Source organism: Labrys sp. KB_33_2, assembly GCF_052114505.1.
Taxonomy (GTDB): Bacteria; Pseudomonadota; Alphaproteobacteria; order Rhizobiales; family Labraceae; genus Labrys.
Map to the genome: position 1 here is coordinate 230,740 of NZ_JBFREW010000002.1, position 21,529 is coordinate 252,268.

The window sequence follows — 21,529 nt, forward strand, 5'->3', positions numbered from 1 at the left end:
CCGAGCGATGCCCTTCGCGGTCTTGTGATCTCGCCGTTCGAAGCGCGATTCAAGGAGTGAACGATGTCCGTGTCTTCCCTAAATCCAAACGCATCAAGCAGCCCCAGCGGAGCTGTCGACGATGCGATCGCGAAAATGGAAAAGATGTTCTTGCTGAACCTGAAGCTTCAGGTGGCGACGACTGAAATCGGCGTCAAAAACAAGGCCGCCGACAACATTACCCGCGGCAGCAAGACCTGAGTCACGAGCGCCGCCGGCTTCGGCTGGCGGCGCTTGAACCGCATTGTCGGAGTCGCTTTCCGAAGACGCAGATCGGAAAAGGAGGCCCGATTGGGGATTGGGGACGGGATCGATGCCCACCGGATTGATCGACAAGGCTCAAGGTGAGGCGCGTGCCCTGCGTCGGCCCTCGTCACCGCCGGCCGCAGATGCGAACAAGGCGCGATTCGAGCCCGAAGCCACCATGGACTTCGAGGTGACCGGCGGCCTCCATGAGGGCGCCAGTCTCGGCCTCGATGAGGCGGACTATACGATCGGCTCGGGCAAGGACGCCGAGATCGTCCTGAGGGATGCGGGAATTGCGCCCATGCATGCGCGCCTGCGTTGCCGGGGGCGCCGGGTGGAGATCGAGGCGCTCGGCGGGGCGCTCAGCCTTGCAAAAGGGGAAATCCTGCCACAGGGCCATGGCCGCCGCTGTCACCTGCCGCTCGAGGTCGGCATCGGCGAGGCGCGGTTTCGGCTCGATTTGCGCGGCCGCTCGGCGATGGCGACGCGTTTTGACGGCGGTACATGGCTCCGCAGGCTGCTGTTCGCGAGTGGCGGAATCGTCGTCATGGTGGTAGGGGCCTCGCACGCCCTGAATTGGCTGCCGAGCGCCACGGCATTTTCCTCCCAGGCCCATCCGGCCGAAGAGCCGCAGCCGCTTCCGTTTGTTTCCGAAAAGCCAGGTGCGCAGCCGGCTGTCGCGAGCCTGAACGGCGGAGCCAACCCGGCAAGCCGTGCTCGCGACGACCTGGCAGGCCGTTTGGCCGCCGCCGGATTCTCCAATCTGACGATCGGCGCCGAAAAGGACCGCCTGGTCGTTTCGGGCGTGCTGCCGGTGCAGCAAGGTGAGGCCTGGCGGGACATCCAGGCCCGCTACGACCAAGCCTATGGCGACCGCGTCCCTCTCGTCTCACGCGTCGAGACGGGCAAGCCGGCCCAGTCGCCGCCGCTCACCTTGCGAGCGATCTGGTTCGGGGAGCGGCCCTATGTCATCGCCAGCGATGGTGCGCGCTATCACGAAGGGGCTTTCGTCACCGGCGGCTGGATCATCGAGAAGATCGGGGAGGATGATCTGAGGCTGGCCAAGAACGGCACGACGCTCACCTTGAAATACCGATGACCCGACGGCTGGATGCAATTCGCCTCGATGCCCCCAATCTCGGTTCGTCCAGCCAGGAGACGAACGTCAAGGGCTTGCAGGGACCTCCGGTCAACCGGCGGCGGCTGCATTCGATCGAGTCGCGTTCCGGAGAAGCCGGCAAGACGAACAAGAGCGAGCGTTCGGAGACGGCGGCGCGATCGACCGGCAGGCCGGCGGGACCATCGGCAAAGCGCTCCCTCGATGACGAACTCCTGGATTTCACCATGCCCAAGGGAGCGGGCTCGGCCATCCTGCGCCGCTCGGTGTCCATTCTACGCTATTGCATTGCCGATTTGGTGCCCCAGTTGGAAGGAGGAGACCAGCTTCGCAGCCTCGCCCGATCGCTGATGGAGGAAGAGATCGAACGTCATCGCGACCTGATGGCGCGGCTGCAGAAGGAAACCGAAAGCTGACCGACCGGCAGGACACCGTGAAGCTGCTGCACCTGCTGGGCCATCTCTATGGCCGCCACGGGCAGGTCAAGCGCGGCACCGCCTATCTCCTCATCGCGGCTCAGCTCGAGCCGGCGAATACGGAAGTGCTGCGCACCCTGGCCCATCTGCTCGTGCTGGGCGGAGAGGCGGACAAGGCGCTCGCCACGATCGAACGGCTGGAGAAACTGGGAAGCGCCGATCATCCCGCCCTCGCCTTGCTCAGGGGCAAGGCCTTGCTGGCGGCAGGGCGCACAGTGGAAGCGCGCCAGTCCTTTCAGGACTTTCTGGCGCAACGAGAGCTGAATGACCATGCCTGACCGCGTTCTGACGTTCCTTGCAAAAGCCTCCAAACGCGCCGATCTCGTCATCGCGATCATGATGCTGGTCGCCGTGGTGATGATGCTGATTCCCCTGCCGACGGAATTGGTCGACGTCCTCATCACCACCAACATTGCGATCAGCGTGCTGGTGCTGCTTGCCGCGCTCTATGTCAGCCATCCGCTGGATTTCTCGTCGCTGCCGTCGGTCATTCTGATCGCAACCCTGTTCCGGCTTGCCATCACCATCACCACGACCCGCCTCATCCTGCTTCAGGCCGACGCCGGCCAGATCATCACGGCGTTCGGTACCTTCGTGGTCGGCGGCAGCATCGCCGTGGGGCTGGTGGTGTTCCTGATCATTACCATCGCGCAGTTTCTGGTCATCGCCAAAGGCGCGGAGCGGGTCGCGGAAGTCGCCGCGCGCTTCACCCTGGATGCCTTGCCCGGCAAGCAGATGAGCATCGACGCCGAACTGCGCAATGGCGACATCGACAAGACGGAAGCGCGCCGGCTCCGGCAGCGTCTCGAACGCGAAAGCCAGCTTTTCGGCGCCATGGATGGCGCCATGAAATTCGTGAAGGGCGACGTCATCGCCGGCATCGTCATCATCCTGGTCAACCTGATCGGCGGCATTGCCGTCGGCACCCTCCAGCATGGCATGTCGATCGGCGTGGCGGCGTCCACCTATGCCCTGCTGACGGTGGGCGACGGCCTGGTCGCCCAGATCCCTGCGCTGTTGGTGGCGGTGGCCTCGGGCACCATGATCACCCGCGTCGCCGGGGCGGATGGGGAAGGCGATCTCGGCGGCCAGATCGCCGGACAATTGCTGCGCGATTCGCGCACGCTGGGCCTGGCGGCGGTCATCCTGCTCGGTCTCAGCCTGGTGCCCGGCTTCCCCACCATCGTCTTCCTGATTCTCGGCGCTATATTGGGCGCCGGCGCCTATGCCCTCCATCGCAATGCCAAGGGGACGAAGGAAGAGGGACAGGGCTCGGGCCCTGTCGCCGCCGCCGACATCGCGCGGTCGGGCGCGGCTTCTGGTTCGCTTCCAACCCAGGAAGGGGAGGCCGCCCTGCCTTCGACCCGGATCCTGGTCCGCTATGGCAAGGGCACCATGCTCGCCAGGATGGCGCTGGACGATCATGTGGGTGGTATTCGCCAGCGCCTCTATGACGATCTGGGTGTCGAACTGCCCCGCATCGGCGTCTATGAGGACCCGGCCTTGCCGAGGCAGCACGTCCGCATCGACGTGGAGGAGGCACCGGTGCTCGAGGCGGATCTGCCCGAAGACCGCATCAAGGTCGAAGGCGATGCCGCCAATCTCACTTTGCTCGGCCTCGCCTATGAGGAACATCCGGCCGGGCCGCGGGAGAATGCGGTCTGGGTCGAAGCCGGTGCGGCGCCGGCGCTGGCCGAGGCCGGGCTGACCTCCTTCGGGCCGGGGGAGGTCGTCGGCAAATGGACCGAGGACGTGCTGAAGCGCTATGCCGGGCACTTCTTCGGCATCCAGGAGACCCGTACGCTGCTTTCCGAGGCAGAGGAAGAGTATGGCGAGCTGGTCAGGGAAGCGCGCGAAGCCATGCCGCTGCAAAAGATTGCCGAGGTGCTGCGCCGGCTGGTCGCGGAAAATGTGCCGATCCGCAATCTGCGCATCATTCTGGAAGCCTTGGTGGAAGCCGGCGCTCGCGAGCAGGATCCGGCACTGCTTGCCGAGCATGTGCGCGCTGCTCTGAAACGGCAGATCAGCTTCCGTGCCGCCGACCGCAACCGAGTCATCGCCGCCTATGTCATGCAGCCTTCGGCGGAAGAATTGCTGCGCGCCGGCCAGCAATCGGCGGCGCTGGGTGGCTTTCTCGGCCTGCCGGAGGAGCAGGCCCAATCCATCGTGGCTCAGATCGGCCGGGCTTTGGCCGAAACCGCGCCGGACGCCACCCCCGTCGTCCTGACGGCTGGAGACGTCCGGCGCCACATGCGCGCCTTTCTGGCCCAGAACGGCCTCGAACTCGCGGTTCTGTCCTATCAGGAGCTTGCGCCGGAATTCAACGTGCAGCCGCTCGCCACCATCACCAGCCTGCAGGGCCAGGGCGCTGCCCGGCCATCGCTCGCCACCACCCGCCCGGCCAAACAACATGAAGGGGCCGCCTGACACGGGGCAGGGCGGGCACCGACGGCATCAAAAGGAGAGGAACGGAATGACAAGTCACGGCAGGGCCGGCCTTTGCATGGTCACACATGCAACGGGTCTCGCCCCGGAAATCGGTTGGTCTCTCCTGTATCGGCAACTGGCCGTGCTTGCCGCTTTCGTGCTTCTCCTGCTGGGCCTGATGCAAGGCGTCCATGCCCAGACCATGACCAGCTTGCCGAGCAAACCCAGTGTCGACCTCGCCGTGGGGCAGGGCCGCCTGTTCCGTTTCAAGCAGCCGGTCGAAGCTGTGCTGGTCGCCGATACGACCATCGCGGATCTGCAGATCGTCTCGCCGCAGCTGGTTTATGTCTTCGGGCTGAAGCCCGGCCTGACCAATCTGATCGCGGTGACGGCCGACCAGAAGATCGAGGCGACCACGGAATTCCGGGTCAGCACCGATCCCAGGCCCGCCCAGCGGGCGCAGAAGGTATTGCAGCCTCGGGGCGCCACCAATCTCACCATTTTCGGGGACCGCATCGTCGCCACCGGCAATGCCGGCAGCGTCGACGAAGCGCTCGACACCGACGATGTCGCGCGCACCTATTCGCAGCCCGACCGGCCGCCGATCAATGACACCACCATCTCCGGCTCGCAGCAGATCAATATCCGGGTGCGCTTTGCCGAGGTTTCGCGTTCCGAGCTGCTGTCCTTCGGCGTGGACTGGGGCGTGTTCGCCAATTCGGGGAATTTCTCCTTCGGCCTCTTGAAGACCGGCGGTGTGAGCGAGGGCGGCGGCAATCTCGGCATCGGTGTGCGATCCAATGCCGTCAATGTCAGCGCGCTCATCGAAGCCCTGCAGCGCAACGGCATCGTCAAGATCCTGGCCGAGCCGAACTTGACTGCGGTGACGGGCCAGACGGCCAGCTTCCTCGCCGGCGGCGAGATTCCCGTGCCGATTCCGCAAAGCCGCGATACCGTGACGGTGGAATACAAGTCCTTCGGTGTTTCGCTCAACTTCACCCCGACCCTGCTCCCCAACAGCCACATCGCCATTCACGTCAAGCCGGAGGTCAGTTCGATCTCCGATTCCGGCGGCGTTACCCTGGGCGGCTTCAACCTGCCGAGTTTCGTGGTGCGCCGGGCCGATACTACGGTGGAGGTGGCAAGCGGGCAGACCTTCGCGATCGCCGGGCTGTTCCAGCAGAGATTTGCCAAGAGCCTGCAGAAGTTCCCCTTCCTGGGCGACGTGCCCGTGCTCGGCACGCTCTTCCAGTCGGAGCGCTTCCAGCGCGAGGAAACCGAGCTGGTGATCCTGGTCACGCCCTATCTCGTCCAGCCCGTGCGAAGCCATGACCTCGCCACGCCGATCGACCGGCCCGCGCGAAACAAGAAGGCTCGCAAGCCGGCGAATACCGCCGGCATGGGCCTCATCGTGAAATAGGAAGGACGGCAGCGATGAACGCGAATTTCCTGCGAGCCGGCCTTGGCTTTTGCCTGATTGGCCTGGCCGGTTGCTCGGCGGGCTCCACGGCCGATTATTCGCCTGGCTATAGCTATGTGGCGACCAATGGCGGCCATGGCTCGGCCAAGGGAGCGACCGGCTCGGTGCTGGTGCCCGATGCCTGCCTGGGACCTCCGGCCGACGTCCAACGCCCGGCCTGGGGCACGGTGGAAGCCGCCATGCCCGACCTCGGGGCCCATCTGCCGCCAGGTTGTGCCAATGCCTATAATCTGCAGCGCATGGCCGAAAGGCAGGGTGACCTTGTCGAGGGCCGGCGCATGGGTCCTGCCGCCGGCGCCCCTACGGCGCGCGCGGCCCGCAAATATCTGCTGGGGGAGAAGGAGGGGGATGCATCCTCATCGGGAAATCTCGGCGGTGCCGGCGGCAGCGCGACGCAGCAGTCCTCGGATTAGGGTCGGATCCGGGCCGAGGGAAGGATCACACCATCGACTAACTTGCGCTGGCCGCGGTGTTCATCAGGCCGAGCGCCTCGGCGCGCTCCCTGGGGCTGGCCTTGGCACGGATCGAGCGGGTGCGGGCCAGCAGCGCATCGACCTCGCTGCTGGAAAGGCCGACAGGTGGCGTGGTGCGGACTTGGCTGTCCTGACCCAGCAGCCCGTAGCAGACCACGAGGTTGCGCTTGTGATGCAATTGCGCGTCCGGAGCAGCCGCAACCTGCTGGATGAACGGCATTGCCTTTGGCGCGTCGCCGGCGAGGGATGCGGCGAGCGCCATATTGGCCTTGATGTCGAGGTCGGCAGGCGACAGGGTGAGGGCGCGCGAGAAGGAGGCTTCGGCCGCACCGGTCTGTCCGGCCACGGTCTGCGCTACGCCGAGCCGGTTATAGGCGCTGCTGGTGTTGACGATCTGCGCACCCTCGCCGAGGGCGCGGAGCCCGGCCTCGTTGTCGCCGGTCGCCATCATCGCCGAGCCCAGCCCGACCAGCGCCTTGCCGTCCTTGGGCGATTTCGCCAGCGCAGTGCGATAGGCGCCTATCGCATTGGGATAGGAGCCCGCACGCACATAGGCGTCGCCGACCTCGACATTGGCCGTCGCCGATGCGTCGGGTGCGGCCGCCGCCCGTTCGTAGAGGGCGAGGGCGGTTCCCTTGTCGCCATGCGATTCGACATCGGCGGCCAGCCGCATCAGGCGGGAGGATTGCGTGTTCGATGCGCCGCTCAGGCCGACATCGGGCGTGTTGGCATTATGCGCCGTGGTGCATGCCGACAGCACCATCATCGCAAAGACGGGACAAAACGCCGTGCGCAGCCGCATGCCGATCCTCCTGAAAGCCGCCGGATCATATCGCAAGCCTCCTGCCACGGAAACCATATACGCAGGTCATCCACGAGGAACCTTGGAAACGCGCAAAAACGCGCAGGAAATAGTGTGCGTACGCATGGTATAGGGCGCTGACATGTCCCAGGAAAGTGAAGAAAAGAAACTTCCCGCTTCGGAAAAGAAACTGCGCGATGCACGGCGCAAAGGCCAGGTTTCCAACAGCCGGGACCTGGTTTCAGGCTTTTCGATCTTCGCCGCTCTCGCTTTCCTCTATATCGCCGGGTCTGGCATCATGGATCGCATCAAGCAATTCGCCGAGCTTGTCGCGGAGGCGCAATCGGCCCCTTTCGCCGAGACCGCCAGTGCCATGATCCATCAGGCGATGATCACGCTCCTCTATATCGTAGTGCCATTGGCGGGCGTCGTCATCGGCGTGACGATTCTGGTCAGCACCATCGCAACGCGCGGCCCGGTGTTTTCCTTCGAGCCGCTCAAGCCGCAATTCGAACATGTCAACCCTGCCAAGGGGCTCAAGCGCATCGCGTCCCTGCGCAATGTCGTCGAGTTCGCCAAGAGCCTGATGAAGACGCTGCTGCTCGCAGCCGTCTTCGTCGCCATCCTGGCCGCCTGGCTGCAGCCGCTCTTCGAAGTTCCGGCCTGCGGCCAATCCTGTCTGGAGCCGACGCTGCTCGCCATTCTCACGCCCCTCGGCGCTGCGGCTGCGCTTGCCTTCATCGTCGTCGGCCTTATCGACGTGCCGATCCAGCGCGGGCTCTTCCTGCGCGACATGCGTATGACAAAGACAGAATACAAGCGCGAACACAAGGACTTGGAGGGAGATCCTCTGATAAGACAGGAGCTGCAACGCCAGCGCCGCGACGTGACCAGCCGGCCCTATAAGCTCGGCCTCGCCAATGCCGTCCTGGTCGTCGCCGGCCGAGACCATCTGGTCGGCCTGCGCTATGTGCGTGGCGAAACGCCCGTTCCGGTGGTGGTCGGCAAGGGCGAGGGGGCGGCCGTCGCAAGCCTCCGCTCGCAAGCCCGCGAACTGGACCTGGCGATCGTCGAGGATGCCGCCCTGGCGGAGGCGCTGTTCGAGCGAACGGCCCTGGGCGCCTATGTCGAGGCGGATTATTTCCCCGCCATCGTTGCCCACCTCGTCAAGAACGGGCTGGTCTAGTATCGAGTATCGAGCCGCCAGCCTTGGCAGTCGAGGCGATGTCCCAAGGCCGCAAGGCGTCCGGTCCCTCAGGCCACGGGGACGGCGATGCCGAGTGCCGTGAGGGCGACATCGATCTGCGCGACCGAGGCCGGGCCGGCTTCGCCCTTGCGAACCTTGGAAGCGGTGTTGTCGATATGCACCGTCACCTCGCCCGAACCGTAGTCGTCGGGGGCGGTGAAATCCTCCTTGGCGTTGAAGCGCGAGGGATCCGTATAGGTTGAATCGGACGATGCCGTCGCCGTGAGCTTGGAGGCATCGCCCTTGAGGCCGGCGAGCGTGTGGTGCAGGTTGCTGATCAGCGTGTCGCGTGCCGCCTTGGGCATGGCGTCGATCCAGTCGATGAAGGCCTGGCGGCTGGCGGGATCGTTCATCTTGAAGCCCTTGGCCTCGCCATATTTGATGAGGAGCGGCACGGGGCTGTAGCCTTCGCGGCTTTGGTTCCTGAGGGCGGTAGCGGCCTCCTCCGACAGGCCGGCATGCTTGAGGAAGGCGGTCGCGTCGCCCGTCTCGAACTCATGGTTGTCGCGATTACCAGCCACGACGAACTGGGCGATCACCGCGCCGATGACGACGGCCAGTCCGATCGGGCCGAAGGCTGTGCCGGTGCCGAGCGCGGCCATGACGGTGCCGCCGCCCGCGGCGAGGGAGAGGCTCCCCATCGTCGGATCACCCGCCTTGAAATAATCGACCGCGTTCCAGACATCGAAGACCGCGCCGACGGCACCGAGAACCTTCACGGCCGGCTTGCTGCTGGATCCGAACACCTCCACCGACTTGTTGCCGCCCGAGAGAAGGCCGAAGCCATGCGAGAGCTCGATCACGCGCTGGCTGACGCCGGCGGCATCGATCACCATCTTCAGGCCACCCTTCCAGGTCGGGTTGTTGGCAAAGTTGACGCCGGAATTGGCAAGACCTGCCAAGGTGGCGGCGGTGCCGATGATGCGCAGGATCTTGCCCGGTGTCGTGTCGTTCTTGAAGGCCTTGATGCCATTGGCGTCGGTGATGTCGTCCAGCCCTGCATTGAGCTGGCGCATCTTGCGCTCCACCTCGGCGGGCGCGTCACCGGCCTTTGGCAGTGAATCCTCGACCAGCTTGATGGCCTTGTCGAGTTCGCCCTGCTTGACGCCGAGCATCTTGGCCATGCTGCCGTCCTTGAAGGAAACGAGGGCATCGTCGACCTTCTTGAAGGTCGCGGGGTTTCCGGGATCGAAATCGGCGAAGCCGGGGATCACCGTGCGCCGGATCAGCTGGGTCGCAGCTTCCTCGACGATCTTGCGGCCTCGATCGGTCAAGCGCAGCGTGCCGGCAAGCTTGTCGAACCGCGGCAGGCCGAGCAGGGTCGGCTCCTGCGTCAGCGTCATGTTGAGCGCCATTGCGGTCTTGTCGTCGCCGAGGAGCTTGGCAACGGTGTCGTTGGCATGCTTCTGATATTGGGCGAGCTCGGGCGGCAGATGGCCCAATTGGTCGATCTGGACCAGGAGCTTCTTGCCGTCCTCCCGGATCTTGGCGGCCAGATCCTGTTCCTTCTGCTGCCATTGCGGGCCCTTGCCCGTCTTGTAGTCCGCGATCGCCTGGGTGAGCTGCTCCGGCGTCATCAGCGGGCCCTTGCTGGCGATCAGATATTGCAGCTCCTTGGTGTGTTCCAGATAGGCATCGACATCCTTGTTCACTGTGCCGGCCGCAAATTGTTGCACGTTCGGCGTGATGGTTTCGTCGACTGGATAGCCGAGGGCGAGCGGGTAATCCAGGCGCGAACCGCTGGCGATGGCCTGGGGGATGGAATTGATGTTGTAGCTGCCGATGTCGGCGAAGCGCTCGACGATGGCCGAAGCGCCGGGTGCATCGCCCATCTTGTCGATGATCTTCATCAGGTTCGACAGGCCTTCCATGCCGACCAGATTGGTGCCGATCTCGCGCTGGCGTGTGGCATTGGCGGCCTCGATGGTGGGCAGGGCGGCCTGCATCAGCTTGACCGCCAGAGCGGGATCAGCCTTGTCCACCAGGCTGCGCAGATTGTACATCACGGTCGCGGCATCGCCCTGGTCGCTGCTCGCCTTCTTGGGGTCGTAGCCCTTCAGCTTCTGCGTTGCCTCGTCGGCTGCCGCCTGGATGAGGATGCGGGCATCCTGCGAATTCGCGATGGCCTGCTTCACCTCAGGTGTCGCCTTGGCATAACCGTCGGCCAGTTTCTTGAAGGCTTCGCCCGGGCTGCCGGCAGCATTGGCATCATCGATTATCTTGCGCGCCGCGCCTTCCGCTTGCGGGCCGGCATGGCCTGAAGGGCGCAGGGTGATGCCCAATTCCTTGCCGGCGGTCTCGATCGCGCCCAAGACGGGGCCGCCATCGGTCCAGTCGCGATCGAACAGGCGCTGCAGCGCGGCCGGCCGCTCGGCCTTTGGCAGACCGGCCAGATAGACCTTGGTATCGGCGGTGAGCTGCTTCTGCTCGGCTGCGAAATCATAATTCGGGTCGTCGGAATCGGCACCCTTGTTGCCGCGTTCATAGAGGCCTTTCGCAAAGGCCTCCTCGGGATCGGTCTCGAGGCCGCGCTCCTTGATCGCTGCCTCGGCACTGGCCTTGGCCGGCCCGCCATCCGACCAGTCGTAAGCGGCGATCCGGAGGGCAGCCGCCTGGCGCTGGGACGGCGGCAGGGCGTCGAGATAGGCCCCGATATCGGCCTTGATGGCCGCCCCGCCGGCATTCAGCTCTTCCAGCGAGATCCCGTCCTGGTAGCCGAGCTTGTTGCCCTGGCCGTAGATGTCGTCGAGAAAGGCCTTTTCTCCAGACGGTACGCCATCGGCACCAGTGGGGGATTTGGCGACCAGCTCGGGCGCGCTTTCGGGGATGATGACGACGTCGTTGGGATGAAGCGCCTCGCCATTGGCATCGAGATGCCCCTTATTGGCCGCGATGAGGTCCGCGAATTTGACGTTGCTCTCGGCGGCGATCTTCCACAGGCTGTCGCCCTGTTCGACGACGACCGTCTTCTCCGTCTTCGGGTCGAGTTGTTTGGGCCCGCCAGCATCGGCCCGTTCGCGCACGGCCTTGTCGACCTGCGATTCGAAGAATTTCTGCTGCTGCGGGGGAAGCGCGAAGCTGACATTCCGGATTGGATCGAAGCGAAACCGTGCGTTCGGATCTATGCGAAAAGACATGCTGCATTACCCCGCCAAAACCAGTCGTGCCATGGCGACAGCGCATCCACCGCGAGCGGGCGCGTGGCCAGTTTGTGGGTAGCACTATGGCCGGGGGTGGATGATGGTTTTATGACACGTCGGACATTTGGCGTGCGGCCGGCGAGCTTTGCGCTGCATCGCCGAACACTTCAACGCTCGGACTATCGTCGCACGTCGCGCGACGTGGACGAGTTGCTTTCTGAAAGATCTCCGCACCCAATGGAATCTTCAATAATCAATTTATTGGGCGCGGATTCGATCCAGATTCTTCTTCTCGTTCCTATATGTCGCGGCAAAGGAAGTGCAGCTTCGTTGCGCGGCCTTTCGCTCGCCGGGCCGAGCCGGCGCCGCCTGCTCCAGGCACTTGTCCAGGCGTCTTTTACTGTCGGCCGCCTTGCGTTCGGCAAGTCCGATATCATCGGCCTTCATATCCGCGGCGTTGGACTTGAAGGTGAAGCAGCTCTTGGACGGGCTGGTATTGCCGGTGTAATCGCAGTTTCCGAAGGTGAAATAGATGCGGCCACCGACATCGATGACCTCGTAGCCCCCCACATTGCGCTGATAGGTCACCCTCTGGAATTGCCGCAGTTTGATGCAATCGGTGGGAAGCGGGCGCCCCGCTTTGATCTTGTCGAGGGAGACGAAAAGCGTACAGGCGGGCTGGCCAGGGTAGCGCGTGTATTTCTCGCCGAGCAACTGGGCCGATGCCGAAGTTGCTGCCGCAAGCGATAACGACAAGATCGCAACGAGGGACAAACTATGCATGGCGCACTCCTACTTCCACTGTGATCGAACGAAACTGATCATTCAGGTGTGGAGTAAGTGAGGCCAACAGGCGGTTGCGGGACTTTTGGGCATGGCTTGGCAAAGGTTCGGACAGCCAGCAGCGGACGCGACGCCGCATTTTTCCTAGCCGCCGATCTGCTCCAGGACCGCATCGCAATGGTCGACGAAGGCGTCAGCATGCTCCCTGCCGAAGCAGAGGGGCGGACGGATCTTCAAGGTGTTGCCATAAGCGCCCGCCGCGCCGATCAGTACCCCGCGCTCGCGCAGTCCGTTTATCATGGCACTGGCCGTTTCCGGCGCCGGGGTCTTGCTTTCGCGGTCCGTGACGAATTCCAGGCCGATGAACAGGCCGGCGCCGCGAACTTCGCCGATGGCAAGATGCCGGTTGGCAATCTCCTGCAGGCCGTTGCGAAGATAGCGGCCGACCTCTCGGGCATTCTCGATGAGGCCTTCGTCCCGGATCACGTCGAGCACGGCGAGGCCCGCGGCGGCGGCCACGGGATTGCCGCCGAAGGTGTTGAAATACCTGTCGCGGGTGTTGAAGGCGGCGAGCAGATCCGGGCTTAGCGCCATGCCGCCCATGGGGAAGCCGTTGCCCATCGGCTTGCCCATGGTGACGATGTCGGGAACGATGCCGTGGCGCTGGAACCCCCAGAGGGCGTCGCCGGTACGACCGAAGCCCGGCTGGACCTCATCGGCGATGAAGAGGCCGCCTTGGGCGTGCACGGCATCGATGACGGGCACCAGCAGGCTGGGCGGGTCGGCATGGACGCCATCGCTGGAGAAGATGGTGTCGGCGATCATGCCGGCAAAGCGGATGCCTTTGCCCGCCATGTCCACGATCGCTTCGGTCACGGCGGCGGCCATGGCCTCGCCGGGATGCTCGTCCGTTCTGCGGTAGGAATCCGGTGCCGACACGGTCCGCACATGCGGTGCAAGCGGGCGGCCCGGGCGCGAGGACGGCGAGATGTCGGTCACCGCCGCCGTGTTGCCGTGATAGGCCATTTCGGTCACGATGAAACCTGTGCCGCCAGTGGCCGCCTGGGCGACGCGCAGCGCAAGGTCGTTGGCCTCGCTGCCGGTACAGGTGAGGACGACATTGCCGATCGGCTCCGGCAGGGTCGCCAGCAGGCGCTCGGCATAGCTGTCGACGACCGCATTGAGATAGCGCGTGTGGATGTTCAGCGTGCCGACCTGCTGCCGGATGGCCTCGACCACACGCGGATGGCAGTGCCCGACGGAGGGCACGTTGTTGTAGACGTCGAGATAGCGCCTGCCATCCGCCCCCTGGATCCACACGCCCTCGGCGCTCACCGCCTCGATGGGCTCACGATAGAACAGCACGGCTGCTCGCCCGAAAGCACCCAGGCGCCGCTCCACCGCGCGGCGCGTTTTTTCGTCGCCGGGCGCGGCCGCCGCTGGGTCATAGGCGTTGAGGGCGAGGATTTCCTTCTCGATCTGCATGGCTGGTCCAGGCGGTTTCCGGTGGGGCTGACGGGCATCTCCCTGCGGGAGATGAGCAACTTTGCATCCAACATTGAATTGTGTGTGAGGTTCCACAATCTTCAAAGACGCTCAGCACACAGTTCGAAGAATATCAGTGTCAGACCGTGCCTCATTTTGAAAATTACATAAAAACCGACATTTATTTTATCCATTTTGTCAAGAAACAGAATGGTTGAGAGAAGGCGGTAGCATGTGGATGTGAGGAAGGTTCCGCATTTTTTGTGGACATTCCACATTTATTGGAACAAGATCATGGGAGAGGACGCCAAGTCCCGTTTCCAGCAGCGACGCCAACCGGTGGAGTGATCGATGGCAAGCGATGCGCCGTCCGCGGAGAAGGAAGACAGACATTCCCGTTCGGCTCAGCCGAGCCAGGAACGTGACCGGCTTTCCAAGGAAGTGCGCCAGCAGCGCATCATCGCGCAGCTTTCCGCCGCGCCGACCCTGCGGGCGTCCGAACTCGCCGCCGCCCTCGGTGTCTCCGGTGAGACGATCCGGCGCGACCTCCTCGAATTGCATGAACAGGGCCTGATCAATCGAACCTATGGCGGGGCTTCGCGTCCCTTTGCGCACGAACCCTCTCGTAGTGATCGCCGCCATGTGATGATCGCCGAGCGCGAAGCCATCGCCGCGGCGGTGTCGGCCATGATCCTGCCCAAGGAAGTGCTGATGCTGGGTGGCGGCACCACGACCTATCATGTCGCCCGCTTCCTGGCCGCCCGCAACCGCGACATCACCGTCATCACCCATGATTTCGCCGCCGCGATGGCGCTCGGCACCAACCCGACCATCCGCGTACTGTTCTGTGCCGGCCGCGTCCATGCCAGCGAAGGCTATCTGCTGGGATCGCAGACGATTGCCAGCATCAATGGCTACGAGGCCAATCGCGCCATTGTCGGCGCCACTGGCCTGGGTGCCCGCGGCATCTACGATGCCGACGAGGAGGCCGGTGCCGTCTATGCCGCCATGGTCCAGCGGGCCGCGGAGGCGATCGTGGTGGCCGATCACGCCAAATTCGACCAGCTCGCGGTCGCCATCTGCTCGCGCTGGGATGCGATCGACCGCCTGGTCACCGATCGGCAGCCGCAAGGCTCGCTCGCCGGCGGCCTCAAGGAGGCCGGCACGGAGATCATCGTTGCCGGTCCGCGAAGCGAGAATACCGGGGAGGGGACGCGCTAGAGCATTTTCCAGAAAAGTTGACAGATTTTTCGATCAAGAAAAGGCGTTAAAACAAAGAGTTAGAGAAAGTTGTGATCCGCTAGGATCACAACTTTCTCTAACCTCTCAGGCAAAGTGGCCGCAGAGCCATCGATAGGCCGAGTCTGCACCAGATTGCGGGCCGAAACCATAACAAGACCAAACACCATCCAGACAGATCGAACGGGGCCACCTCATGCATCATCCTGCCATCCGCACGCGACCCGCGGCATCACGGCCGATCCATATCGGCCGGCTCACTTTGGAAATCACGCAGGCCGAGGGAGAGCGGGTCTGTCATTGCGAGCCGGCCAGAGGTGCAAGCGAGGCCTGCTACATGCTCCTGGTTCCCCTGAGCGGGAGGCTGCACTATGCGCAGGCCGGCCGTACAGGCAGCGTGGGGGCCGGCGAGTATGGGCTGTTCAGCCAGATGGAATTTCACGAATTCTCTGCCCAGGAGAACACCACGCTCATGGTGCTGCGCATTCCCGTGCTGGAACTGCGGGGGCGGATGACGTCGGTCGACGATCACATCGGCCGCCGCTTCGGCGCCAATGTACAAATGACGCGTCTCATGGTGGATCTGCTGCGCAGTGTTGCAGAAGTCTTCGCCGATTGCCCGCCGCCCAATCCGGAAGCGCTCGCCACCGAGATCTTCAGCTTCGTGGCGCTAGCCATCGGCGCGGAGGATCGCGGCTCGACCGTGGATGTGCGCAATGCGCGCTACCATCTGCGCAGGCGCATTTTCGAGTTCATCGAGAAGAATCTCGGCGACCAGGAACTGACACCTCGCAAGATCGCCGCCAGCAGCAGGATCTCACTGAGCTATCTCTACAGCCTGTTCAATGACGACGACACCACGGTGAGCCAGTTCATGCAGTTGAGGCGCCTGCAGCGGGCCTACGAGCTGCTGGTGGGCGATCCGGGGGGACGACTCACGGTCTCGGAGATCGCCTACCAGGTCGGCTTCAAGAACGTCTCGCATTTCTCGCGCAGCTTCAGCCGCCAGTTCAACATGGCGCCGCGTGATGCGCGGCGTACCGCGCAGGAGGTGCCAGAGTTGAAGGCGCCGCTGCAGGCTGTGGAGACGCAGGAGCGCCTGCCGCGCCATAGTTTCAGGTCCCACACCCTGCAGGCTTCGCCTTGATTGGGGGGCGGGTCTTCGGACCCGCCCAACCTTGCCCGCAGGTGCGGTGCGTGAAAGGCTGGTCGCAAAACCAGCCCCCCAAGATGATCAGATCTGCCGCAGCCAGCTCTCCCACCGCGGGTCGTACATGACCTGGCGCGCACGCATATATTTCCACACGCCATATTTCTGGTAGTCGAAGTCCCAGCTGTTGAGCTTGCGGTTGACCACGGCCCAGCTCGCCCATTTGACGTCGGCCAGGGCGCGGTTAAGCATGACGCGGGCAACCATGTCGGGCCGGACCGAGCCGCAATATTCCTCGATGAGCTCCAGGGTCTTGCGCTCGTCGTAGAACATCTCGGCGAACAGCACACCGAGCTCATAGGCCCGTTCATTGTTGGAGGCGAACTCATAGTCGATCAGTTTCATCGGCCGCGAATTGGGGGCACCGTCGGCACTGATCAGGAAATTGCCGGGCATCGGGTCGTTGAAACAGGGTACGAGATCGAGCCCCGAGGCCAGGAAGGCGGTTTTGGCCTGGCGATAGCGGTGCTCGATCCAGGGCATGGCCGGCGGAAAATGGGCGCCGAGTTCGTGGCCCTGCTCGATATGCTCCTCGATCATGTCGAAGATGGTCTTGGTCAGGGACAGAGCCGGGCTGGCATGCAGGCGGCGATAGATGTCGAGCACGTCGGCCTGGATGGCCGGATCGGAGAAATCGGCATTGGTGCAAGCCCGGTAGCCGTCGAGGAATTCGCTGATCTCCAGGCCATCCGCCGCATCGAAGAACACCACTTCGGGCGCCACGTCGATCGCGTGGGCGTTGCGCGCGGCTTCATTGGCGGCGACCCGATCGATGAACATCTCCGAGCCCGCACCAGGCACCTTGATGAAATAGCGCCTGGCATCGCCTTCGATCTCGGCAACCCAGTTCTGGTTCATCAAACCGCCTACCAGGGAGGTATAATGCACGCTGCGGCCTTGCCAGGACGGCACCCGGGCGACTGCTTGCTCGAGGCGATGTTCGGCTTCGCTGGCGGCCTCGCCGAGGCGTTTCTTGACGGACATCAGATCCTCCGCAGCGCTTCGCCGAAACGGGACGAATGCGCGGCCATGCGGCAGCGCACCAGGCGCCAGCTGGCGAATTTATGGAATTCCAGGGTGTTGCGCGGCGAGCGGGCGGCTACCAGGGTGCCGATCAGCCCCCAGCGCAGATCATCCGCCACGCCGTAGAGCCAGGCGCGGTTGTAGGCGGCCTCGTCGAAGCCGCCCTGGCTGCGGGCGAAAGCATCCCTCGCCTCCGGTTCCTGGTCGAAGGCTTCGGCGAGGAAGCTGCCGAGATCCTCCAGTGGGTCGGCATTCCCAGCCCTGTCCCAGTCGACCAAGCGGATCTCGCCAGCCTCGCTGATCATGATGTTGGAGACATTGCCGTCGCCATGGCTGGGCACCGGCGCCTTTCGGCCAGGCGCCAGCGCCTCGCCGGCATAGCGCAATTCCGCCAGCAGCCAGTCCGCATCGGCAGGCAATTGGCCTTTGGCCGCGCGAGCATCCCGGTGGAAGCGCTCGATCTCGTCGAACACGCTGCTGGTGCGGGAGAGCGCGGAGCTTTCCTGAAAACGCCGGCGCGCGACAAGAACGCGATCGACGATATCCTGTTCGAGCAGGCGCTCCAGCGTGGCGGTACGCCAGCCGGCGTCGAGGTCCTCCATCACCAGGGCACCCGTGCCGTCGTCCGCGAGGTAGACATGAGGACCGATACCGAGTTCGGAGGCCTGCCGCGCCGCCTGGAAGGCGCAGGCGACATCGATGTAGAAGGCGGCGTCGGGATGCATGAGTTTGACGAACAGGCTGTCGCCGCTTGCCTTGTCGCGGACCCGCCAGGGCGAGCCGTCGACGCCTCGCCAACTCGGTGAGGCAAGCACCGGTATGGCTGGTTCCGTCGTGATCGCGCGTGCTGCCCAGCCGGGCAGCTGTCGGACATGGGCCTCGGCACGTGCCCGCTCCTCCTCGAACATACTCATTCCGTCGTCGGCCCCCGGAGTCTTTGTGGTGTCGCCAAGACCTTTGCGAAATCGCCTGGAATCACAAAGGCATGTCGAAACAAGGAACTAGAGCCGGAGCGTTTCGTTTGACGCACTTTGCCCTAGCGATGGTGATTTTGGAGGCTATGGCGCAAGCCATTGCCCCGATCCTATCTTCGCCGCGAAAGGCTGCGGTGAGGATGTCTGATGCTCCATGATTTCTTGTCCGGCAGACTGCGCCTCTACCCGAGCTTGGCCAAAACCCGTTAGGTCGAGCGGTATCACCGGTGCTCCTATCCGCGCCGGAACAGGGAGCCTTCCATGTCCATCACCAGCCTTGTCGCCATGAGTGTCGGTGAGATCGTCGACGCCTATGCGGCAGGGGAGCTTTCCCCGGTCGAGGTTACGCGCACGGTGATCGAACACGCCGAGGCGACCAATACCGCCGTCAACGCGCTGTTCTGCCTGCGGCCGGACGAGGCCCTCGCCACGGCCCGGGCCTCCGAGGCCCGCTATCGGGCCGGTACGCCCGCTGGTGTGCTCGACGGCATCCCGGTCACCGTCAAGGACAGCGTGGCCATGGTGGGCTGGCCCTACACCCACGGCATTGCCGCCAACCGAAACCAGCCGGCCTCGACCTACAATTCGCCGCCCGCCCTTGCCCTCATGGAGACCGGCGCCCCGATCTTCGCCAAGACGACCATGCCCGATTGCGGGTTGATGGCATCAGGCATCAGCTCGCTGCACGGCATCACCCGCAATCCCTGGGGCCTGTCCTGGAATACGGGCGGATCCTCCTCCGGTGCCGGTGCCTCGGTTGCGGCCGGCATGGGCTTCCTGTCTGTTGGAACCGACATTGCCGGCTCGGTGCGTCTGCCCGCGGCCCATTGCGGGCTCGCCTCGCTCAAGCCGAGCCATGGCCGGGTGCCGCATCTGCCGCCCGACACCATGCGCATGGCCGGCCCGATGGGACGGCGGGTCGCGGACATAGCCCGCATGCTGAGCGTGCTGACGCGTCCCGACGAGCGCGATACCTGGAGCTTCCCGGGCGACGGCATGCAGTATCACCGGCATCTCGAACGCGACCTCAAGGGGCTGCGCATCGGCGTCCTTACCGATATGGGGTTCGGGCCGAAGCCGGAACCCGCCGTGCATGCAGCCGTAGAGGCTGCCGGCCGGTTGCTGGAGGGGGCCGGGGCTATCGTCGAACCCTTCGTCTCGCCGCTGGACCAGGACGCCTATGCCCCCATCGACCTCTATCTGCAGGTCCGCGGCTTCGTCGAATATAGCGACCTGCCTGCGCATGACGGCAACGGTATCAATCAATACGTGCGGGATTGGGCCCTGCAGGGGGCCTCGCATTCGGGTGAGGATCTCTTTCGCAGCCTCAGCGCCATCACGAAGATGAAAGCGGTGCTGCTCGCCGCTTTCGAGGGCTGGGACTATGTGATCGCCCCGACCTTGCCGGTGGTGAATTTCCCAGCCGAGGAACCGGGCGTCTCGCGGGAGGTGCCGCTGGCCCATACCGTGTTCACGGCCCTGTTCAACCAGACCGGCCAGCCAGCCTCCACCGTCTGCACGGCCTTTGACGATCGGCATCTGCCAATCGGAATCCAGGTCATCGGCCATCGCTGCGACGATCTCGGCGTCTTGCAGGTGACCAAGGCACTGGAGGACCTTAGGTCGATTACCATGGACTGGCCGCTCCAGCCCCGGGCATGAGGCGAGCATGACCTCGACATTGAACAGCCTGCTGGAGACTTTTGCGCGGATCGGCGCCACGCCCGATGGCGGCGTCTGCCGCCTGACCGGAACGTCGGAGGACGGGCAGGCCCGTGCCCTGCTTGCGGCGGAAATCAGTGGCCGCCAGCTCGCTCTGCATGTCGATCCCATCGGCAACATGTTCGGCATTGCCAGCCTGGCCCCGTCGTCGAAGGATGCGGTGGTCGTCGGCTCCCATCTCGACAGCCAGCCGACCGGCGGTCGTTTTGACGGCGTCTATGGCGTCTTGGCGGGCCTTCTGGCGATCGAGGCGGTCGCCGCGCGTGCGGCCGTCGAGCCGGGCAAGGCCAGGCGCAATCTCGTCCTGGCCAACTGGACCAACGAGGAGGGCGCCCGCTTCCAGCCGAGCCTGACCGGCAGTTCAGTCTTTGCCGGCACACTTGCGCTCGATGCCGCCCTCGCTCTTGCTGACGGTACTGGCGTCACCCTGGCGGAAGCGCTAACCGCCATCGGCTATCGTGGCACCGCAGACCTGCCCCTGGAACCCCGGCGCTATGTCGAGCTTCACGTCGAGCAGGGGCCGCTTCTGGAGGAAGAGGGGGTCGAGATCGGCGTCGTCACCGGCTGTTGGGCGGCGCGCAAGCTGTCGCTGGTCTTTCATGGCGAGCCCTCACATACGGGCCCGACCCGCATGGCCCGCCGCCGCGATGCCCTGCGGGCGGCTGCCAGGGCGATCGAGCTGCACCACTGCCTGATCGAACTCAGCCGCACCGGCTCCCATGCGTCAGCGGCCCGCATCACCGTCGCTCCCAATTCGCCCAATGTGACGCCGAGCCGGGTCCAGGTCTGGTTCGAGTTCCGACATGAGGATGCCGCGATCGCCCTCGGGCTCGGCGACCGCTTTCTGGCCGAGACGCGGGCTGCAGTGGCGTCCTTGGGCGTCGACGTCGAGGTCGCGGCCGACGAGCAGCGCGGCACGGCAGCGCTCGATCCACATGGCGCAGCGCTGACCGCTTCGGTCGCCCGGGATCTGGGCTTTTCCTCGATGGAAATGAAGACGATCGCCGGCCATGACGCGCTTGCCCTCAACAAGTGCGTGCCGGCTTCATTGATCTTCGTGCCAAGCCGGAACGGCCTCAGCCACAACCCCGCCGAATTCACCGACGAGACCTCCCTCGACAAGGGGCTCGCGGTGCTCACGGAAGTGATCTGGCGCCTGGTGACGGAAGAGTAGGGGCGGGATGCTTGAATCGCGGCGGTAGCCGCTTCATGCTTTCTCCATGAATGAGCCGCGTTCCTATCGACAATCCAGCCGCAAATTCGCGCGGGAACGCCGGCGGCTGATGACCAAGTCGGAGAGCATGCTGTGGTGGGAATTGCGAGCTGGTGGCGTTGGCGTCAAGTTCCGCCGGCAGGTGCCGATAGGTCCCTATACCGTGGATTTTGTTGCCCATGAGGCCGCTCTGCTCATCGAGGTCGATGGCCGCACGCATGAGAATGAGGAAGCTGCGGCTTATGATCGAGAGCGCCAGGCCTGGCTGGAACGCCAGGGGTGGCGCGTGTTGCGCCTGCCGGACGATCTGGTGATCGGCTCGCTGCAATTGGCCGTCGACCGCATCAAGGCGGCTTGTGTTCGCCTTACAAAATAGAGCGCAACCAGCCTTCTCCACGTAGTGGGGAAGGTGTCATTTCGAAGAAATGACGGAT

The 21,529-nt window shown here is 64.3% G+C and carries 19 protein-coding genes; 13 read left to right on the top strand and 6 right to left on the bottom strand.

All coding sequences use genetic code 11. The features are described from left to right. The first annotated feature begins 63 nt into the window (after nucleotides 1–63). The 7 genes from AB4037_RS04390 (at nucleotide 64) to AB4037_RS04420 (ending at nucleotide 6,198) form a co-directional block, all read left to right on the top strand. Nucleotides 64–240, top strand: coding sequence for a hypothetical protein (locus AB4037_RS04390; RefSeq protein ID WP_181160973.1), 177 nt, complete (start codon nucleotides 64–66; stop codon nucleotides 238–240). A gap of 112 nt (nucleotides 241–352) precedes the next feature. Beyond that, a complete protein-coding gene (locus AB4037_RS04395) occupies nucleotides 353–1,384 on the top strand; it encodes a SctD/MshK family protein (protein WP_441770663.1) in 1,032 nt (343 codons plus the stop codon). Then, a complete protein-coding gene (locus AB4037_RS04400) occupies nucleotides 1,381–1,818 on the top strand; it encodes a hypothetical protein (RefSeq protein WP_441770664.1) in 438 nt (145 codons plus the stop codon). The genes AB4037_RS04395 and AB4037_RS04400 overlap by 4 nt, the downstream gene beginning before the upstream one ends. 17 nt (nucleotides 1,819–1,835) lie before the next feature. Continuing rightward, nucleotides 1,836–2,156, top strand: coding sequence for a hypothetical protein (locus AB4037_RS04405; RefSeq protein ID WP_434960675.1), 321 nt, complete (start codon nucleotides 1,836–1,838; stop codon nucleotides 2,154–2,156). Further along, a complete protein-coding gene (gene sctV, locus AB4037_RS04410) occupies nucleotides 2,143–4,305 on the top strand; it encodes a type III secretion system export apparatus subunit SctV (RefSeq protein ID WP_441770665.1) in 2,163 nt (720 codons plus the stop codon). Before AB4037_RS04405 ends, sctV begins: the two co-directional genes overlap by 14 nt. A gap of 46 nt (nucleotides 4,306–4,351) precedes the next feature. Further along, entirely contained in the window at nucleotides 4,352–5,725 is a 1,374-nt protein-coding gene (locus AB4037_RS04415) for a type II and III secretion system protein family protein (protein WP_441770666.1), read from the top strand. A 14-nt stretch (nucleotides 5,726–5,739) separates the two neighbouring features. Further along, the gene (locus tag AB4037_RS04420; RefSeq protein ID WP_434960678.1) at nucleotides 5,740–6,198 is read left to right on the top strand and encodes a hypothetical protein; all 459 of its coding nucleotides are present in this window, start codon (nucleotides 5,740–5,742) and stop codon (nucleotides 6,196–6,198) included. A 37-nt stretch (nucleotides 6,199–6,235) separates the two neighbouring features. On the opposite strand, the gene AB4037_RS04425 is transcribed toward AB4037_RS04420, so the two are convergent. Further along, the gene (locus AB4037_RS04425) at nucleotides 6,236–7,060 is read right to left on the bottom strand and encodes a tetratricopeptide repeat protein (RefSeq protein WP_434960679.1); all 825 of its coding nucleotides are present in this window, start codon (nucleotides 7,058–7,060) and stop codon (nucleotides 6,236–6,238) included. 142 nt (nucleotides 7,061–7,202) lie between these two features. Between AB4037_RS04425 and AB4037_RS04430 the strand changes: the two genes are divergently transcribed. Continuing rightward, the gene (locus AB4037_RS04430) at nucleotides 7,203–8,246 is read left to right on the top strand and encodes an EscU/YscU/HrcU family type III secretion system export apparatus switch protein (RefSeq protein WP_434960680.1); all 1,044 of its coding nucleotides are present in this window, start codon (nucleotides 7,203–7,205) and stop codon (nucleotides 8,244–8,246) included. A 68-nt stretch (nucleotides 8,247–8,314) separates the two neighbouring features. Here AB4037_RS04430 and AB4037_RS04435 read toward each other — a convergent pair whose 3' ends face one another. From AB4037_RS04435 to AB4037_RS04445, 3 genes are all read right to left on the bottom strand, one after another. Further along, complete coding sequence (locus tag AB4037_RS04435) at nucleotides 8,315–11,443, bottom strand: LysM peptidoglycan-binding domain-containing protein (protein WP_441770667.1); 3,129 nt, start codon at nucleotides 11,441–11,443, stop codon at nucleotides 8,315–8,317. Between the two features lie 261 nt (nucleotides 11,444–11,704). Further along, nucleotides 11,705–12,229: a hypothetical protein gene (locus AB4037_RS04440; RefSeq protein WP_434960682.1), complete on the bottom strand. Its 525-nt coding sequence runs from the start codon at nucleotides 12,227–12,229 to the stop codon at nucleotides 11,705–11,707. 144 nt (nucleotides 12,230–12,373) lie between these two features. Continuing rightward, nucleotides 12,374–13,714 (bottom strand): aspartate aminotransferase family protein, encoded by a 1,341-nt coding sequence (locus AB4037_RS04445; RefSeq protein WP_441770668.1) that lies wholly within the window; start codon nucleotides 13,712–13,714, stop codon nucleotides 12,374–12,376. 351 nt (nucleotides 13,715–14,065) lie between these two features. Between AB4037_RS04445 and AB4037_RS04450 the strand changes: the two genes are divergently transcribed. Together AB4037_RS04450 and AB4037_RS04455 are read left to right on the top strand one after the other, a co-directional pair. Continuing rightward, complete coding sequence (locus AB4037_RS04450; RefSeq protein WP_434960684.1) at nucleotides 14,066–14,935, top strand: DeoR/GlpR family DNA-binding transcription regulator; 870 nt, start codon at nucleotides 14,066–14,068, stop codon at nucleotides 14,933–14,935. Between the two features lie 214 nt (nucleotides 14,936–15,149). After that, complete coding sequence (locus AB4037_RS04455) at nucleotides 15,150–16,100, top strand: helix-turn-helix domain-containing protein (protein ID WP_441770669.1); 951 nt, start codon at nucleotides 15,150–15,152, stop codon at nucleotides 16,098–16,100. An 87-nt stretch (nucleotides 16,101–16,187) separates the two neighbouring features. On the opposite strand, the gene AB4037_RS04460 is transcribed toward AB4037_RS04455, so the two are convergent. Beyond that, nucleotides 16,188–17,147: a phosphotransferase gene (locus tag AB4037_RS04460; RefSeq protein ID WP_434960686.1), complete on the bottom strand. Its 960-nt coding sequence runs from the start codon at nucleotides 17,145–17,147 to the stop codon at nucleotides 16,188–16,190. Beyond that, nucleotides 17,147–18,100 (bottom strand): phosphotransferase, encoded by a 954-nt coding sequence (locus tag AB4037_RS04465; RefSeq protein ID WP_441770670.1) that lies wholly within the window; start codon nucleotides 18,098–18,100, stop codon nucleotides 17,147–17,149. Before AB4037_RS04465 ends, AB4037_RS04460 begins: the two co-directional genes overlap by 1 nt. A gap of 321 nt (nucleotides 18,101–18,421) precedes the next feature. Here AB4037_RS04465 and AB4037_RS04470 point away from each other — a divergent pair, with 321 nt between their 5' ends. Genes AB4037_RS04470 through AB4037_RS04480 form a run of 3 tightly spaced genes read left to right on the top strand, consistent with a single transcriptional unit; the run spans nucleotide 18,422 to nucleotide 21,471 of the window. Further along, nucleotides 18,422–19,822, top strand: coding sequence for an amidase (locus AB4037_RS04470; RefSeq protein ID WP_434960688.1), 1,401 nt, complete (start codon nucleotides 18,422–18,424; stop codon nucleotides 19,820–19,822). Nucleotides 19,823–19,829: 7 nt separating this feature from the next. Then, nucleotides 19,830–21,056 carry a Zn-dependent hydrolase gene (locus AB4037_RS04475; protein WP_441770671.1) on the top strand — a complete coding sequence of 409 codons (1,227 nt, stop codon included), beginning with the start codon at nucleotides 19,830–19,832 and terminating at the stop codon, nucleotides 21,054–21,056. Between the two features lie 46 nt (nucleotides 21,057–21,102). Continuing rightward, nucleotides 21,103–21,471: an endonuclease domain-containing protein gene (locus AB4037_RS04480; protein WP_441770672.1), complete on the top strand. Its 369-nt coding sequence runs from the start codon at nucleotides 21,103–21,105 to the stop codon at nucleotides 21,469–21,471. Nucleotides 21,472–21,529 lie beyond the last annotated feature (58 nt).

What these genes read in the sequence shown, in the direction of transcription:
- AB4037_RS04390 (WP_181160973.1), top strand. Translation starts at nt 64, where the DNA reads ATGTCCGTGTCTTCCCTAAATCCAAACGCATCAAGCAGCCCCAGCGGA.
- sctV (WP_441770665.1), top strand. Translation starts at nt 2,143, where the DNA reads ATGACCATGCCTGACCGCGTTCTGACGTTCCTTGCAAAAGCCTCCAAA.
- AB4037_RS04460 (WP_434960686.1), bottom strand. Translation starts at nt 17,147, where the DNA reads ATGTCCGTCAAGAAACGCCTCGGCGAGGCCGCCAGCGAAGCCGAACAT.
- AB4037_RS04480 (WP_441770672.1), top strand. Translation starts at nt 21,103, where the DNA reads ATGAATGAGCCGCGTTCCTATCGACAATCCAGCCGCAAATTCGCGCGG.
- AB4037_RS04435 (WP_441770667.1), bottom strand. Translation starts at nt 11,443, where the DNA reads ATGTCTTTTCGCATAGATCCGAACGCACGGTTTCGCTTCGATCCAATC.
- AB4037_RS04420 (WP_434960678.1), top strand. Translation starts at nt 5,740, where the DNA reads ATGAACGCGAATTTCCTGCGAGCCGGCCTTGGCTTTTGCCTGATTGGC.
- AB4037_RS04415 (WP_441770666.1), top strand. Translation starts at nt 4,352, where the DNA reads ATGACAAGTCACGGCAGGGCCGGCCTTTGCATGGTCACACATGCAACG.
- AB4037_RS04470 (WP_434960688.1), top strand. Translation starts at nt 18,422, where the DNA reads ATGTCCATCACCAGCCTTGTCGCCATGAGTGTCGGTGAGATCGTCGAC.
- AB4037_RS04425 (WP_434960679.1), bottom strand. Translation starts at nt 7,060, where the DNA reads ATGCGGCTGCGCACGGCGTTTTGTCCCGTCTTTGCGATGATGGTGCTG.
- AB4037_RS04465 (WP_441770670.1), bottom strand. Translation starts at nt 18,100, where the DNA reads ATGAGTATGTTCGAGGAGGAGCGGGCACGTGCCGAGGCCCATGTCCGA.
- AB4037_RS04475 (WP_441770671.1), top strand. Translation starts at nt 19,830, where the DNA reads ATGACCTCGACATTGAACAGCCTGCTGGAGACTTTTGCGCGGATCGGC.
- AB4037_RS04455 (WP_441770669.1), top strand. Translation starts at nt 15,150, where the DNA reads ATGCATCATCCTGCCATCCGCACGCGACCCGCGGCATCACGGCCGATC.
- AB4037_RS04440 (WP_434960682.1), bottom strand. Translation starts at nt 12,229, where the DNA reads ATGCATAGTTTGTCCCTCGTTGCGATCTTGTCGTTATCGCTTGCGGCA.
- AB4037_RS04395 (WP_441770663.1), top strand. Translation starts at nt 353, where the DNA reads ATGCCCACCGGATTGATCGACAAGGCTCAAGGTGAGGCGCGTGCCCTG.
- AB4037_RS04445 (WP_441770668.1), bottom strand. Translation starts at nt 13,714, where the DNA reads ATGCAGATCGAGAAGGAAATCCTCGCCCTCAACGCCTATGACCCAGCG.
- AB4037_RS04450 (WP_434960684.1), top strand. Translation starts at nt 14,066, where the DNA reads ATGGCAAGCGATGCGCCGTCCGCGGAGAAGGAAGACAGACATTCCCGT.
- AB4037_RS04400 (WP_441770664.1), top strand. Translation starts at nt 1,381, where the DNA reads ATGACCCGACGGCTGGATGCAATTCGCCTCGATGCCCCCAATCTCGGT.
- AB4037_RS04430 (WP_434960680.1), top strand. Translation starts at nt 7,203, where the DNA reads ATGTCCCAGGAAAGTGAAGAAAAGAAACTTCCCGCTTCGGAAAAGAAA.